Origin of the sequence: Nocardia sp. NPDC023733 (assembly GCF_040639775.1) — a bacterium.
GTDB classification, from domain to species: Bacteria; Actinomycetota; Actinomycetes; order Mycobacteriales; family Mycobacteriaceae; genus Nocardia; species Nocardia rosealba.
Genome location: NZ_JBFAAN010000005.1, coordinates 25,473 through 40,117, shown reverse-complemented (window position 1 = coordinate 40,117; position 14,645 = coordinate 25,473). Strand labels below are relative to the sequence as shown.

General features: G+C 65.3%; 13 protein-coding genes. 5 read left to right on the top strand and 8 right to left on the bottom strand.

The features are described from left to right. Positions 1-657: 657 nt before the first annotated feature. Positions 658-786, bottom strand: coding sequence for a hypothetical protein (locus AB0F86_RS20475; protein WP_255675418.1), 129 nt, complete (start codon positions 784-786; stop codon positions 658-660). A 577-nt stretch (positions 787-1,363) separates the two neighbouring features. After that, positions 1,364-2,290, bottom strand: coding sequence for a hypothetical protein (locus AB0F86_RS20470; RefSeq protein ID WP_356984995.1), 927 nt, complete (start codon positions 2,288-2,290; stop codon positions 1,364-1,366). A gap of 363 nt (positions 2,291-2,653) precedes the next feature. Here AB0F86_RS20470 and AB0F86_RS20465 point away from each other — a divergent pair, with 363 nt between their 5' ends. From AB0F86_RS20465 to AB0F86_RS20450, 4 genes are read left to right on the top strand one after another with little or no spacing between them, the layout of a single operon-like run. Beyond that, a complete protein-coding gene (locus tag AB0F86_RS20465) occupies positions 2,654-7,993 on the top strand; it encodes a hypothetical protein (protein WP_356984996.1) in 5,340 nt (1,779 codons plus the stop codon). A 46-nt stretch (positions 7,994-8,039) separates the two neighbouring features. Beyond that, entirely contained in the window at positions 8,040-8,531 is a 492-nt protein-coding gene (locus AB0F86_RS20460) for a DUF6301 family protein (RefSeq protein ID WP_356984997.1), read from the top strand. Beyond that, a complete protein-coding gene (locus tag AB0F86_RS20455) occupies positions 8,528-8,992 on the top strand; it encodes a hypothetical protein (protein ID WP_356984998.1) in 465 nt (154 codons plus the stop codon). Before AB0F86_RS20460 ends, AB0F86_RS20455 begins: the two co-directional genes overlap by 4 nt. 12 nt (positions 8,993-9,004) lie before the next feature. After that, the gene (locus AB0F86_RS20450) at positions 9,005-9,757 is read left to right on the top strand and encodes a hypothetical protein (RefSeq protein ID WP_356984999.1); all 753 of its coding nucleotides are present in this window, start codon (positions 9,005-9,007) and stop codon (positions 9,755-9,757) included. A 45-nt stretch (positions 9,758-9,802) separates the two neighbouring features. Here AB0F86_RS20450 and AB0F86_RS20445 read toward each other — a convergent pair whose 3' ends face one another. From AB0F86_RS20445 to AB0F86_RS20430, 4 genes are read right to left on the bottom strand one after another with little or no spacing between them, the layout of a single operon-like run. Then, on the bottom strand, positions 9,803-11,284 hold the full coding sequence (locus AB0F86_RS20445) for a hypothetical protein (protein ID WP_356985000.1): 1,482 nt from the start codon (positions 11,282-11,284) through the stop codon (positions 9,803-9,805). A 2-nt stretch (positions 11,285-11,286) separates the two neighbouring features. Further along, positions 11,287-11,598, bottom strand: coding sequence for a type VII secretion target (locus AB0F86_RS20440; RefSeq protein WP_181699468.1), 312 nt, complete (start codon positions 11,596-11,598; stop codon positions 11,287-11,289). A 40-nt stretch (positions 11,599-11,638) separates the two neighbouring features. Next, on the bottom strand, positions 11,639-11,938 hold the full coding sequence (locus AB0F86_RS20435) for a YbaB/EbfC family nucleoid-associated protein (protein ID WP_181699471.1): 300 nt from the start codon (positions 11,936-11,938) through the stop codon (positions 11,639-11,641). An 11-nt stretch (positions 11,939-11,949) separates the two neighbouring features. Beyond that, on the bottom strand, positions 11,950-12,306 hold the full coding sequence (locus AB0F86_RS20430; RefSeq protein ID WP_356985001.1) for a hypothetical protein: 357 nt from the start codon (positions 12,304-12,306) through the stop codon (positions 11,950-11,952). 254 nt (positions 12,307-12,560) lie between these two features. On the opposite strand from AB0F86_RS20430, the gene AB0F86_RS20425 reads away from it, so the two are divergent. Continuing rightward, positions 12,561-12,950, top strand: coding sequence for a hypothetical protein (locus AB0F86_RS20425; RefSeq protein ID WP_356985002.1), 390 nt, complete (start codon positions 12,561-12,563; stop codon positions 12,948-12,950). Between the two features lie 55 nt (positions 12,951-13,005). Here AB0F86_RS20425 and AB0F86_RS20420 read toward each other — a convergent pair whose 3' ends face one another. Both AB0F86_RS20420 and AB0F86_RS20415 read right to left on the bottom strand, forming a co-directional pair. Further along, positions 13,006-14,265 (bottom strand): hypothetical protein, encoded by a 1,260-nt coding sequence (locus AB0F86_RS20420; RefSeq protein ID WP_356985003.1) that lies wholly within the window; start codon positions 14,263-14,265, stop codon positions 13,006-13,008. Positions 14,266-14,290: 25 nt separating this feature from the next. Next, on the bottom strand, positions 14,291-14,641 hold the full coding sequence (locus AB0F86_RS20415) for a hypothetical protein (RefSeq protein WP_181699477.1): 351 nt from the start codon (positions 14,639-14,641) through the stop codon (positions 14,291-14,293). Between the last annotated feature and the right edge of the window lie 4 nt (positions 14,642-14,645).

Here is a 14,645-nt window from a genome sequence, read left to right as displayed (position 1 = left end):
GGCGTCGACCGGAGTGGAAGCCCCATCGAGTGTTGTCGACGAGAACTCCCATTCATCCACAACCGAATTCGGTGGGAGCCATGCCGACCCGACGGCACCGGACAGCGCCACAACCAGCACCGACAATGCCGTGCCGCAGACAGATGCCACTCGCGATCCACAATCTCAGGTCGGCGACCCGGGTACTGTCGCACCGGCCGCGCACACCGCTGCGACCACGGTCGATCTCGCAGCATCGGCTGCCGAAACAGAAACCACAACATCGCCGGTAGCCAGTGCTCCTGCGGCGCCGTCGCCCACCGCGCCCGTCGCCGCAGCGGGCGCCACTCCAGCGGCTATGCCATCGACGCCGGCTACCACACCCACGTCGTCCCAGAAGGCGACTTCGGATAGAACCGATTCCGAACGGCACGCGCCTGCTGCCGAGAACAGCGCGCCCACATCGCGACCCGGTCACCCCGGTCCGCCGGTCGCTCCAGCGTCCGGTCCTCGGGCCGCCATCGACTCCCATACGCCGGGGACAACCGCGCCCGTCCAAGCCGCCAGCACAACTGTCGTTCCGCCCTCGTCGAATTCGACGGCCGAGACTTCCCACCATCAGGAGACCGCTCCGCCTCCGGATACGTCGACCGACGGAACCCGGGAGATGGCCAAGCACTACAAATCCAACTCGCGGATGCCGGGCGGTGAGATCACGTTCGGCGAACTGTCGCCCAAGGCCAAACAACTGGTCAACGCCTTGGCGACGAACGAGAGCATTCCGATCCGGCCGGGCGAGGTGAACATCACCCACCTCGCCGAACTGCAGAAGTTCGCGGACAACGAGCATGCCGTCGTTCAGAACGCCGACGGCGACCTGCGACTTTTCCGCGGTGAGAGAACCCGTTCGATAATCCCACCCGGCTTGGCATCCACGTATAAATTCATCCTGCACACGCATCCGGAGGATCGGCTACCCGGTCCGCCGTCGCCGGAGGAGCGTCGACTCCGACCCGACTGCGTCAACAGCATGCACCAGGATCTCCGGTTCAAAAGGACGCCGCATGTCGAAGCCGTCGTCAGCCGTGACGGCCAAGTTCGCTTCTTCGACAACGAAGGTGTATTCGACTTACCACCGGGAGAGTATCCGCGCGGCGGCCCGATCAACGACCGGGGATACGTTGTCCCGGTCGCAGGTTCGACTTCACCGGCTGCGGCGAACCCCGGCCGGGCGATGTCCGGGGGTCCCGACAATCGGCAAGAACGGCCGGCGCCGTCAGCCGACGTACCACCCGCAGACGCGCACGAAACCACCAGCCCGACAAGTCAGCCCGCCCAGGAGATCTCCGATGACCGACAGCAGCGTTCCACCACTGACCGAGGCTCAACGCCAAGCGTTCTGGCGGCGGCGGGGGTGGACACCGGACCTTCCGACGGACAAACGGACAGCGATCGAGCAGTACTGGACGGACGAGATGATCGAGGAAGCGGAGGCCCACGGCTTCTGACCGATCTCGGCGACATCACCCCGGTCGGGGTCAGCTCGCTGACGACCGCCGACGCGGACCGTCTCGCCGCACTCGGACACAGCACGCCGGACCTCTTCGAGCTGGCACCGGCCGACGCCGACTTCTTCCGTCGGCAAATGGTCCTGCTCACCGAGAACAATCGTTTCGCGGCGTCGGTGCACGTCTACAGCACCGAGGAATACCGCACCATGCGGTTGTTCGTCACCGACGACGGTAAAGCGGGCATCGCCTTGAAAGGCGACGAGATCGTTTCGGTCTTCGCCCATCGCGATACTCGCTATCCTGGCGCGTCGATCGCGATGCTCACCATCGCGATCGATCAGGGCGGCCGCAGGCTCGATTGTTTCGACACAGTCCTGCCGCGGCTCTACGCCGAGGCGGGCTTCGTGCCGGTTGCCCGCCTTGCCTGGAACGACGAATATGCTCCGCCCGGTTGGGATTACGAGACCTTCCGCAAGCACAACGGTGGTCGGCCCGACGTGGTGTTCATGGCCTACGACCCCGCGGCGGTCGGCTCGGAATACCATCCGGGCGCGGGACGATCGGTCACCGACTACGACGCGGGTATCGAAGCTGCGCGCACCCACAGCCACACCGTGGCCGACCATTCGGCCGCTACCGATCCACTCGCCGATGACGACGCGCGTACTCCCGAGCACCGCGTGGATGTCGGTCTGCCCGTCCAGCACCGGCCCCACAGCACCACCATCGGCGACGACCCCACCGCGCGTCGTGTCAGCGAGAACCTCCGCAACGAGGGCGCCCACGACGTCGTCGTCCACGGCAACGACATCGGCCGCCCCGTCGACGATATGGGTATCCCGGTCGATCCCCAGCGGATGGTCGAGGCCATCCGCGCCAATCCCGACTATGTGCCGGGCACTCCCGTCCGACTCGTCTCATGCCACAGCGGCAACGACGCCGGGTGGGCACAACACATCGCGAACGAACTCGGTGTGCCTGTCCACGCACCCACCGACATCGTCGGTGTCAGGCAACGCCCCGACTCCCCCGCCGTCGTTCACAACGACGGCAATTGGCGCACGTTCCATCCGGCGGATGCGGACGGAAATCATCGGCCGCCGACCGCGCTTCCCGTCGATCCGGCGAACTCGGACCCCGGTCGGCAGGGCGACTGGGACCTCATGGCCGACGACTCCCTGCCGACGGATCCGCTGACATCCGCCGACATCGAATCGGTCTACGGCATTCCGATCAGAAACCAACGCCGTATCCAAGGATTCATCGACAGATTCAACCTGATCATCCAGGTCCGCCCGACCAATCCTGATTCGGTGCCGCACCTGAAAGCCGGCGCCGCGCCCAAACCGATGGTGATCAAAGACAAGACGATCAACGATCTCGATGTCGCGCTCGGCGCACCGGCGCACGCCAAGGGGCTGGTCGGGCGGTTCGAGCCGGGGACGTTGCGTATGCCCGACACCACCGGCATGTCGGACACGCAGATCGAAGCACTCGAGCAGCGACTACATGACCGCGCCGAGGACTTCGTCGCGTATGCGGCGGATATGGCCGAGCTGGCGCACGATTTCGTGGTCGAGAACGGCATCGTCCATCAGAAGATCAACGGTGACAAGGTACCCGTAACCGGCGACCACGACATGTTCGAAATCCTGCACGCCGACGGAACTCGCCTCACACCAGCGGAGCTGAGTCTCTACGAGCGCCGGCTCGCCGTGATCGGTGCGGGCATCATGCACGGTCCCCACGTCTACTGGAACCCACAGAGTTCCTTCCAGCGGGCACGCAACTACGAAAGCATCATCGACCAGCACCAGTTCGACCCAACACCGAAGTCGAAGAACGAACCCCTGATCGAGTTCCGGCCGGGTACGCAACCCGCCGTCACCTGGGCAGCGAAGACCCTGCAGGAAGTCGATCGGGAAATGACGCCGTGGCATGTGGCCGCGGTCATCGATGGAATGGAACGTGCCCGGCTGGCAAGCATTCCCGGGCTGGTCGACACGCATTTCCGGGACTCCGAAGCCGGCGAGAGCGAACGAGCGCACCACACCGAAAAACTCCGCCGACATGTCGAAACCGACGTCGAGCACCTTCGACAGCGCGCCGCCGAACTCAAAGCCCACCCTGATTTCGACCTCACGGTTTTTCACGCCTGGGCAGACAAGAACACGAAGACTTCCGCCCCGGACGGGCCGAACGGGCAATCGATGACGGCCATCCGAACTCAGCAGGACCATCCCCCATTGGTCGTCCCGACGGATTCGCCCGAACACGAGTTGGCGGCCCTCGAGAAGCAAGCCGCAGCACTGCGCCATCTCGCCGACCGACGAGACGAAGCATTCACTCACAGTGGACAACTCGCCGCCGAGCGCGGTGAGCGCACCGCCGCGGGCATCGCCCATCACACCGACGATCCCGGCCGCGCCGACCTTGCTCGCCAGGTGCCGGCCGCCCCCGGTTACTTCACAGCCGACGTTCATCTCTCCGACGACGGCCACGCGCTCATCGGCGACCACACCTACACCCCTGCCGAATACGGCGACCTGTTGCGCGCACACGGCTGGGACCACACCACCCCGGTCCGGCTCATCGCTGGCAATGCGTCCTCGAACGGGTTCGCCACCCGACTCGCCCAACATCTCGGCATCGATGTCCTGGCCCCGGCCCGGGCGGTGTGGATCGATGCCGACGGCAGTATCCGCAGCGCTACCACCGTGAATCCTGACGGCACCGGTGGTTTACGCATCTCAGCCGACGGCCACTGGCGCACCCATCACGAAGACGGCACCGTCACGCGCAGCACCACCGGTGCGGAGCTGACGGCGGCCTACCCGGCCGGGCCACCCGTTCAGCAGCCGACGACCGTCAGCACTGCGCGGTACGACTTCCGGCAAACCATCGACGGCAATGGCCGCCGGACAACCGAAGTGAAGATCCGTGCCTACCTCGAGCAAATGCCGGGGGTCACAGCCGACCGAATGCAGACGGTCGCGCGCACCATGATCGAGGCGAGTTCACAGCTGTTCGGTGACCCGTCGAAAGCGCCACCGGCCGCGTTGTTCCCCGAGAAGGCAGGTGCGGCAGACACTTCCACGCCGAAACACATCCTGCTCAACGGTGACGGCTTGCGGGTCGATATCGAGTTCGTCGACAATCCCGAACACGCACACCTACGAGCGGCCATTGCGCCCAGCGCCGAGGTGACGGGCCCGCACTGGGACCCTGATGTCCCCGTCGAAACGGTAGTTCGAGCCATCGGCGAACACATGGGACTCGTCGACGCCACCGCAGGCGTGGACTCCACGGACATCAACCGGCTCAGCCACGAGCTCGCTCACGCGGTCGCCGGGGCACCGCAGTCCACCCTCGCAGTGGTCTCCTTCTCGCACGGCACGCACAGCACCACGATTGGTTCCGACCCCGCGGCGCGACGTGTCACCGAGAACCTGCGCAACGACGGCGCGCACGATGTGATCCTGCACGGCGACGAATCCGGGCACCCACTCGACGGCAACGGTGCCCCGCTGTCACCACAGCAGGTCGCCGACGCGATCCTCGTCAACCCGAATTACGTTCCTGGAACACCGGTCCGGCTCGTTTCCTGCTTCAGCGGCGGTGACATCGGGTGGGCCCAGCAGATCGCCGACCGGCTCGGTGTTCCGGTACACGCGCCCACCGATATCGTCGGTGTCCGGCAGCGCCCGAACTCCCCCGCCGTGGTCCACAACGATGGCAGTTGGCTCACCTTCTCGCCGGAAAGCGCCTCCGAGGGGCGAGCTGACGCCACGTCGGCGCCGGGGGAACGCACATCGGAACGCGCCGAGGTAAACGGGCGCGACGGCTGGGACTTCATGGCCGACGAATCGAGCGATCCGCCTGCGATCGACGGTCTTTACGCGATACCCGAGACAACGCACGACTCCCGAAGCTCAGGGCCGCCAGGCCCGGCTCCACATGTGGGATCGATACCGGCCGGCATGATCGTCGGTAATGACGGACTGCTCCACAAGCCAGATGATCGAGCCGACAGTTACCGCACCGAAGACGGGCGCCTGCATCATCTCCTGGACGCCCCCGGTACATTCCGGGACACGAAATTCGCGCTGCACGACGGGAACCGGTTCGTCACGGACCCACTGACGTCGCAGGACGTCGTACACAAGGCGCAGAAAGAGATTCCGGAAACCTATGTCGTGCGTGACGAAGCGGTTCGTGAGGAACTGGAGCGGCATTCGCAGGAGCGCCGAGCGCAGCAGCATGAAAGAGACCGCGCCGGGGCTGTCGTCAAAGGCCACATGGCGGAGTTCGGGATCGAACGCGTCCACGATCTCAAAGCCGCGGAACTCGACAGGATCATCGTCGCCAAGCGCGAAGCCGTGCTCGCCGATCGGGAACTCAGCGACGCACAGGTAGACGCGAAACTCGATCGCCTCGACGAACTGCGCGACAACGCCAAAATATACAACCGCCTCGGAAACGAGATGGTTGCCACCTCCAAGGCGATGGGCGAGCTGGGCGGAAACGCCTACGCGGTCGACAGCGAACTCCGCCCGAACGCCACGCTGCTTTCACCCTTCGCAGGCGCCTTCGACGGCTACAAGACCATCGACACCATAGCGTTCGTTCCGGCTACGGAAAGCACCCCTCCGACGCTTATCGGTACCGAGAACAAGGGCCTCGGCTCGCCATTGGGTGACGCGCTCACAGTTCATGGGAAAGCCGAGCAGGGTTCGACCGAGTACGGACTGCACACGTTGAACATCGACCAGAACCTTCAGCGCATCCTGACCGAAACCCACGACGAGATGCGGGCTCGGGGGGTGGACCCCGACAGCCCCGAAGGTAGACGGGTCATCGAGGCCCGTGAAGATCTCACGCGGGCGCTGCACGATGGAACCCTGCGCATGGAGTACCACTACGTGCACGCACGTATGGACGGCTCCATCGAGGTATCGAGGTTCCTCGTCGACGGTGGCCCGAACACCAGCATCGCCGCAATCGGTGGAGTGGTGCGTGACGCCGAATACCCGTACCGAAGCCGCGACGAATTGGAGCAGGTCCTCTCCAGAGAGATCGAACGGAAAAGGGAAGCGCTACTCCGCGGTATCGACAGTCCCGATCTCCTTCGTGCTGTGCCAGATGCCGTCGGCTTCAGCTATGGAGCACGCGACAACAGCACCATCGGCAAGGCCACGGACATGGCTGACCGGCTTTCGGCCCAGCAAGCAGCAATCAGTCGCGACTTGCAACTCGGATTGGCTCCGGAGGCTGCCAGCCGACTGATCGCCGCCGCGCAGGAACAGGCTGCCCGCATGCAGGAAATCGAAATCCAGAGCAGAATCGCCGTGTTCAGAGACGTGGAACTCGGCCCCCACCGCGACCTGGTCGAGAAACTGATCCGACTCGATGTCGAGAGTCGCGCGCTGTCGCTGACTACAGAAATAAAATACAACGAACGTGTGATGCTGCGCGATGCGAAATCTCTCGCGATTCGATTCCGTGAGCACGAGGATCCGGCACGGGCGAGATTCGTCGAGCACATGCTCGAGTTGACTCGCGAGATTTCCGTGGCCCGAAGCCAGGGCGCCGAACTCGAGATCACTGGACTGGTCAAGGAATACAATGCTTTGGCACAGGTGATTCAAATCGAACGTGCCGCCGAGGTTCGCACTATCGAGGCGATGGGGCTCGACGCCCGGCACGCCGAACAACTGGCCAAGATTCTCGATATGGACCGAACCAACGACTTCGGGCGTCCCGTGGAGGCACTCGGCCGAGAGATCGTCAGGCAGGGCACCGCCCGGGCCGTCGAAGCCCGCGAGCTCCCGGCGCTGGAACGAGGCCGGGTGGCCGAATTGGCCCTGAGCCGCGTTCAGGAGATCGAACGCACCCTGGAGCAAGGGCGCGAACCCGGTCCGGCCCTGGTGCGCGAGACGATGGATACGCTCGGCGGGCTGGTTCAGGCCGAGCGTGCGGCCGAGGCCCGCACCCTCGAAGCACTCGGCCTGAGTCAGGAACACCGTCAGGAAATCGTCAAGACGCTGGAATTGGAACGCGCCGAACTTCTCGGCCGGTCCATGGAAACCCTCGACAGGGAACTGGTTCGACAGGACCATAATAGAACCGTGGGCGATTCCCGTTTCCGGATTGGCCCGGAGCTCGCGAAGACATTGGATGTCCGTGCCTATCGGCAGATTTCCAACGATATGGGGCGTGCTGTCGAAGACAGAGCACTCGATGCCGGCGACAAATCACGTCAGCCACCCGTCGTCGAATTCGACTCGCCGGAACGCCGGCTGGCGCTCGCTGCCAATCTTCTCAGCCGTGGGTTGTCACTCGAGTTGACGGAGGCGAGGATGCTGGTCGAAATGGGCCAAGGTGTTCCGCCGAGTCTCGCCATCCGGATGGAACAGGAGGGGCGTAGTCCGGCGCGGTTGAGGCAGGTGGCGCGGGAGCGGGAACGGGCGCGCGATCCACGAGGAATGGAACGTGGCCGATGAGTTATTCTTGCCGAATACGTCTGGCGGGGAAGAACAGGACTCGAATATGAAAGAGTGGAAAACACTTTCGGAGAACGAGATCGCCGATCTGGCTACCCGGTTGCGCGACCTCGACTGGTCTTGGCAGATGACCGACGTCGACGCCCTCGCCGCGCGTTTCGGTTGGCGGGTCGAGGCCACCCGACCGCACTCGGTGCGCCTGGACACCGGCTTCGGTCGCGCCAGTGGTTCGGTGCAGGGCTATCGGGGTCGCGCCGACGAGATCGACCTGGCCGTCACCGGGTTCACGAGCGAGACAACCGCTACCCGTGCCGATATCCGAGACGCCTTTGTCGTGATGGCAACCGCGATCACCGGTGCGGTCGGCGCGCCGACGAACAGAATTCCCGGCGAGTACGCCGAAGTCCGCTGGGCCGGCCCTGACACCACACTCCGACTGATCGAGATGACCAGCAGCATCCACCTGTATTTGGACACGAACGCGGGCTTAGCGATACACGACGAAACCGTGCGGCTCGAAGCAGAAGGAGTGATTTGACCGACTGGACCGAGTTCGCCGACGGACTCGCACAGCAACTGATGTGGCTCCCCGCCGGCGCCTTCCTCGTCATCACCGCGTCGCGACCACCCCACGATTCACGCAGATTCGTCCAGTTCGCCCAGACCGATGACGAACTCTACGGCCAGCTGGCCGGCGACGAGTGGATAGATGAGAGCGATCGCATCACCGCCGACGAATATCGACTGCTCATCGAAACCGGTTGGCAGGAACCTCATCCCGATCACGTCGACAACTGGTGGGTCGAACTTCCCTGGCCCGCGCCCTCGACCAGCTACCAGAAACTGGCGTCGATGGCGGTTGTCGGTCTGCGCGATGTCTTCGGTATCGCGGCACCGGCACTGCTCACCTACCGGGCGTGGAACGGCAAGGCGGGCAACAGGGATCTGGACCTTCCGCTGCTGGGCCTTGCCTCCACGAACTCGGGCGACGATGCATAGGATTCATAGGAAATGAGCGATACCTTCAGGGCGGAGCGCAGAAATCTGCTCGACGCGGGGAACCGGATAGTCGAGCTGTACAAGTCGGCGCCCGATACCGAAGAGGGCGACGCGATCATCTACGACGCCTTCGAATACTTCGAACGATATGTCGAACTGCTCCCGGAAGTACTCGTCTCGCGGTGCCCGTTCTCCGGCGCCGCTTTCCGGTGGCCGATGGACAACGTCGACCTCGACGGCTGGTACTGGGAATACGACAAGCCCCATCGTCGTCGGTCGAGTATCGTGCCGCGCACCTGGCTCGCCATGGGTGGCGCTGTCCGCCTCACCGAACCTGTTGACCCCGCGCCTTTCTCGCGCAGGCCCGGACCCGACGTTCCCTACGTCATCCCAGCGATTCTGAACCACCCGACCGTCCGTGCGGTCATCACTCAGATCACCATCGGCCCACACACCGGGTGGGCCACCACCTACTACAGCACCGTCCGCGAGCTGGGGGTGCCCCTCGAAAACACCTGGGGCGCCGACAACTACGACACCTATGACGTCGATGGGGTCTGGCGTGGCTGGGACGAACACACCTGGGCATTCGGTGATCACGACTTCGACCTTCGCCCTTGGTTCGACACCGGCAAGCTGCTCTGGATCGCCCCCGACGACCCCACCGCAACTCTCCGTGAAGGGGCGACCGACTGCCCTTACATCGACCTGGACGGAACGCGCCTACGCCAGAGAATCGACGGCGGCACCGTCAGCAGGTATTGACCGACCGGGTGCCCGGACACCGCGAAGTGTTTCCGGGCCCCCGGGTCAGACCACCAAACTTCCCGACGATTCGTCGAACGTCTCCTCGTCCGCGCCGATCACCGGCATCGACGTACCGCTCACAGCACCGACCAACTCGTCACCGTGTGAACCGGCGACCAACCCGGTGCGCTCGGGGTCGTGAGTCCCGGCGTCACCCGCGCGACGGGCCGCGCCCGCGCCGGGAACCATACCGCCCGGTGCACCGGCCGTTGTCTGGCGCGCGGAGTCCGCGGCCTGGCCGGTCGCTGCCACGTCGATACTCTGCCGACCGGCGAGCGGGGTGCTGCTGAGTGGGGAGCTGCTCGGTGGCATGCCGCCGAGTCCGCCCATGCCACCCATGCCGACCATGCCCATTCCGCCGCCTCCACCACCGGCACCGGCCGAGGCGGAGCTCGGGTCGGTGGACAGTGCGGCACTGCTGTCTTCGGAACCTGTGGTGGCACCGAGGTTCTCGGTGAGGCTGTTGGCTTCGGCGAGCTCGGAGGACACCGTTTCACCGAGCTGGGTGGCCGCGTCGGTCAGGGTGCTCATGACGTCGGCGCCGGTCGAGGCCGCTTCGGTCGCCGCGTCGACACCCTCGCTGACCGCGCTGGTGGCGCTGCTCGCCAGGCCCGACAGTGCCTCCACGCCGGTCGAGGCCATGCTCATCAGGGGTGTTGCCACGTTGAGTGCGGTGGTCAGTCCGGAGATGATGTTGGGCGCCTCGGTGACGGCGATCTTCTGGCCGGCAGCGGTCATTTCGCCGGCCTTGGTGGTGAGCGCCGCTTGGGTTTTCGCGACGATCGCGCCGCCCTCGGCGATGCTCTCGTTGGCCAGCGCGATCGCGGCGGCCTGACCCCACGGGGTCCACAGCATCGGTGCGAGCGCGGTGATCCCCGCGACGAAACGTGCGATGACGGCGTTGATTTCGGCCACGCCGGTGCTGACATCGGCAGCGCCCGCTGCCACCAGCTGGTTCATCTTCTCCGCCTGGGCGGCGGTATCGGTGGTGTTCTGCGCGACCTCGGTGGACTTGGTCGCCGCGGCATCGGCGCCGGTGCCCTCCCAGAGCGCGGTCGCCGCCGACAGCGCGTCTTTGGCCAGATCGACCACCGTCGAGAGCGTGTCGGTGATGCCGGACAGTGCCGAGGTGGGAGAGCTGCTCGAGCCGCCGCCTGAACCGCCGGTGGAACCGCCGCCCGAGCTACCACCGGTATCACCGCTGCCGAACGCGGACGCCATTTCCAGCACCGGCTCGATCAGGCTCGACAGGGGAATCGAGGAGGCCGCCTCGGCCACGGAGGACAGATCGGGCAGCTGCGGAAGCTGCAACGAGCTGAGCGCGTCCGGCGCCGACATGTCGAGCAGCGATCCCAGCCCGTGGGCTTCGAGCAGCTCGCGGATGATCTCCTCGACGGTCTGCTGTGTCTCGCCCTCGGCGGTTTGGGTGGCCGCGGCAGGATCTGCGACCATCCCTTCCGCGGGCGCGCTGTCTTCAGTCGCCATGGCTAGGGCATAACCGTGTTGAAATCGGCCGCGGAGCTGACTTCGGTGGTCTGGTACGCACCGGCTGCGCTGACGGCCGCGGCCGAAGTGGCGGCGTGGACGGCCGCGATCTCACCGATGGTGCTCAAGTGGTTGCCGGAGGCCACCGCGAACGACGCGAGGAAGTCCTGGCCGATGAGGCCGAAGATCGGAACTGCCGCGGCGACCATGCCGGCCGCACCCGCGCCTGCGCTCGCGACCTGACCGGCGAGAGCGGCGTGCTCGCTGCCGAATTGGGTGATCGCGGCCTGTGAGGTCTGCAAAACCTGGTTCATTGAATTCTCCTTCGAGCTTGGATGAGTAAAGTCGGCAACGTCAGGACGTGGTCGCTTCGGTGAATTCGGCCACGAGCCGGTTGTGTTGTTCGAGTGCGCGTTTCGCGCCTGCCTCCGCCGCCGCGACAACCGCCGTTTCGAACTCGGTGGCCGTCAGTTCGGAAATGTCCTCGGTCAATTCGAGATCGACCAGCGCGCCGGTGCCGTCCATCACGACGATCACCGCTCCGTCCGCGGCACCGACGCGCACGCGGATCGCCGCGAGCTGATCGCTCAGATCTTGCAGCCGGTATGCCTTGCGCATTACCCGATCCATCAATTCGTCCATCGAACCGACCATGATCGCTCTCCTCAGTTCGACGGGGACCAGATCTGCGGGTCGGCACCGTATCGCTGTTCGTACTCGAATTCCGCGCGCGCGACCTGTTCGCGTGTGGGAACGCCGATGGCGGCGAGCGACTGCGCGCTCATTCCCGCGGCTTCCAGCTGTGCCCGCCTGGCCAGCGCACCCCGGTCGGCGGCGCGGCGGCACAGCGCGACGATCTCGGCGGCGAGGTCGTCGGGCTGTCGGTAGAGTTCGTCCTGGCGAATCCGCAACCGCAGCGGCTGGCCGCGTTCTGTGGTGCGAACCGCGATCGCCCCCGATGCGGATGTCGCGGTGAAGGTCGCCGGATCGGCCTCCGGCACACCGGAATCTGACTGAACCACGAGATTTCCCCCCTGAAAGATCTTGCTCCGTACAGCATTCCGCAAATGCGACGAATGGGCAACCTTTGATACAACTTCCGGCGGCTCGCCTGTGATCTTCGAAATGTAGATCCGAAAATGCAGGACCCGCACTGCCACAACGGGTTCGACAACGTCGCGCGCTATGCTCACGTCGACGAACTTCGCGAGGATTCGGAGGGCCGCGGCCTCCGCTGCGGGAAGCAAATCGGGGAATTGCTCCTGAAAGGAAGCACATGCTGGAACTCGAACCGGTCGGCATCTACCGGGAAATGTATCGGAGCGGTCATGACGACCTGCCCTCGCTGCGTGAATCACGCACCACGCATCAGCTCGAAGATCGCGCCCGGATCCTCGAATACATGGTCGCTGCCACGCCGGTATTCGACGTCATGGGTAGCGTGGTCGACCTGTTCGAACCGAATACGTCGATCAGGAGTGGCCAGTCGTTGATCTCGGACGGCACGTGGCTGTGGCGGGTCGATTCGATTCACTATCTGACCCGCTACGATCTCGCGATTCCGGATGAATTCGTCGAACATGTTCGCGCGCGGAACTATCAGCCGGCAGCGGATGTCGATCTGGCCGACGAGATCTACGACGCGGCCATCACTGCCTACTTCTAGACGATCCGGTTCGCAGCACCCGCTCGAGGTGCTGCGAACCATCGCATCGCGATCGTCAGACCGAAAGGTCGACCTGCCCCGATCGCGGTGCGCGTTGCGCCGCCGCACCGACCACCGGCTGGGCCGTATCGGCGATATCGCCGATGACCTCGTCACCGTGCTCGCCGGTGACCAGGTTGGTTCGCACGTCCAGACCGCTGCTCGCGTCGCCCGCCCGGGCGGCGTTGGCCATGCCCTGACCGAGCGGCAGCATGCCGGGCCCACCGGTGACCGCGCCACGACCACCGCTCGACGCGCTGGCAGTGGCCTCGGTGGCGGCACCCGTGGTGGTGGCGCCACCGGTGGACCCACGTCCACCGGACCACGCCCCGAGAGCCGGCGCGACCGCACTCACCGCGCCGATACCTCCGACGCCACCGCCGGCTCCACCACCGAGGCCACCGGCCGATGCACCGATATTCGCATCCTGTTCCAGTGCGACATCTTCCACGTTGTTCGTGTCGGTGGTCGTCTCGCCGGTCAACGCGGAGGTGAGCTGTTCGGATGCGGTCGTCGCCAACGAGAGCAGCGGCGTGATGAGGCTGGACAGCTGCGAGAGCATGTTCGAGGAATCCATACCGGAGGGTGCGCTCGTCACATCCACTTTGGTGCCAGCCGCGTTCATCGACGCGGTGTGGGCGGTCATCTCCGCACGCGTCTGCGCGACGACCGCCAGCGCCTCGGCGCCGGCCTCGGCTGCGAGACCGAGCAGCGCCACCTGACCACCCGGTGTGGCCGCCAGCGGAGCCGCGGCGGTCGCGGTGGCGATGAACCTCGCGGTGATGGCTGTCAGCTGGGCCAGCCCTTTGGCCACCGAGGCGGCCGCCTGGGTGACGACCGACTTCTGTTCGGCGCTCTGCGCGGCGACCTCCGTCGAATCCTGCTGTACGGCTTGCGCTTTCGAGGACGCCGCGTCGGCGCCCTCACCCTCCCATTCCTGCATGAGCGTCTGTAAGGCGCTCACCCCGACTTCCAGCGCCGTCTGCAAGATGGTGCCCGCGTTCGACAACGCCTCGGTGGGATCGAAAGCCGTGCCGGTCCCGATCTGCCCGGTGCCGAAACCAGCGGCCAGGTCGGTGAGCGGTTGGACGAGCGCCGACATATCGATCAGGGGCAGCGCGGGCAGATCCGGCAGTGCGGGCAATGCCGGAAGTTGCGGCAGGGTGGGCACTCCCATGTTCGCGAGCGCCGAACTCACCGGGAGGTCGAGCGCCGGTCCGATCGCGCTCGCACGCAACAGCTCCATGGCCGAAGGCTCGGTAGCTACCGTATTCATGACAATCTCTCCTAGCGATTTCTGATCACACCGACCGCAGCCAGCTGTCCGGCTCGGTGTCGTAGTCCTGCTCGGCAACGACCTCCGCGGCGGCCACCGACTCCGGAGTGGGCAGACCCAACGACGTGAGCACGTCGGAGCTCACACCGGCAGCCGACAGCTCGGCACGGCGCGCCAAAGCCGCGCGATCGGCCGACTGCTTGCACAACCGCAATACCTCGGCGGCCAGCTCACCAGGCGCACGACGCAATTCGTCGGCTTCGATGGTGATTCCCAGCGGCAGTCCCTGTTCGGTGGTGCGAACCTCGATCGCCCCCGTGCGAGACAACGCGAAGAACACATCGGCGTGCGACGCCGACCCCCCTTGTGCTGACATCGAT

Excerpts from the sequence above, each read along its gene's own strand:
- AB0F86_RS20475 (WP_255675418.1), bottom strand. The coding sequence starts at position 786 with ATGTTCACCTCGCCCGGCCGGATCGGAATGCTCTCGTTCGTCGCCAAG.
- AB0F86_RS20445 (WP_356985000.1), bottom strand. The coding sequence starts at position 11,284 with ATGGCGACTGAAGACAGCGCGCCCGCGGAAGGGATGGTCGCAGATCCT.
- AB0F86_RS20425 (WP_356985002.1), top strand. The coding sequence starts at position 12,561 with ATGCTGGAACTCGAACCGGTCGGCATCTACCGGGAAATGTATCGGAGC.
- AB0F86_RS20460 (WP_356984997.1), top strand. The coding sequence starts at position 8,040 with ATGAAAGAGTGGAAAACACTTTCGGAGAACGAGATCGCCGATCTGGCT.
- AB0F86_RS20420 (WP_356985003.1), bottom strand. The coding sequence starts at position 14,265 with ATGAATACGGTAGCTACCGAGCCTTCGGCCATGGAGCTGTTGCGTGCG.
- AB0F86_RS20450 (WP_356984999.1), top strand. The coding sequence starts at position 9,005 with ATGAGCGATACCTTCAGGGCGGAGCGCAGAAATCTGCTCGACGCGGGG.
- AB0F86_RS20440 (WP_181699468.1), bottom strand. The coding sequence starts at position 11,598 with ATGAACCAGGTTTTGCAGACCTCACAGGCCGCGATCACCCAATTCGGC.
- AB0F86_RS20435 (WP_181699471.1), bottom strand. The coding sequence starts at position 11,938 with ATGGTCGGTTCGATGGACGAATTGATGGATCGGGTAATGCGCAAGGCA.
- AB0F86_RS20465 (WP_356984996.1), top strand. The coding sequence starts at position 2,654 with ATGGCCGACGACTCCCTGCCGACGGATCCGCTGACATCCGCCGACATC.
- AB0F86_RS20415 (WP_181699477.1), bottom strand. The coding sequence starts at position 14,641 with ATGTCAGCACAAGGGGGGTCGGCGTCGCACGCCGATGTGTTCTTCGCG.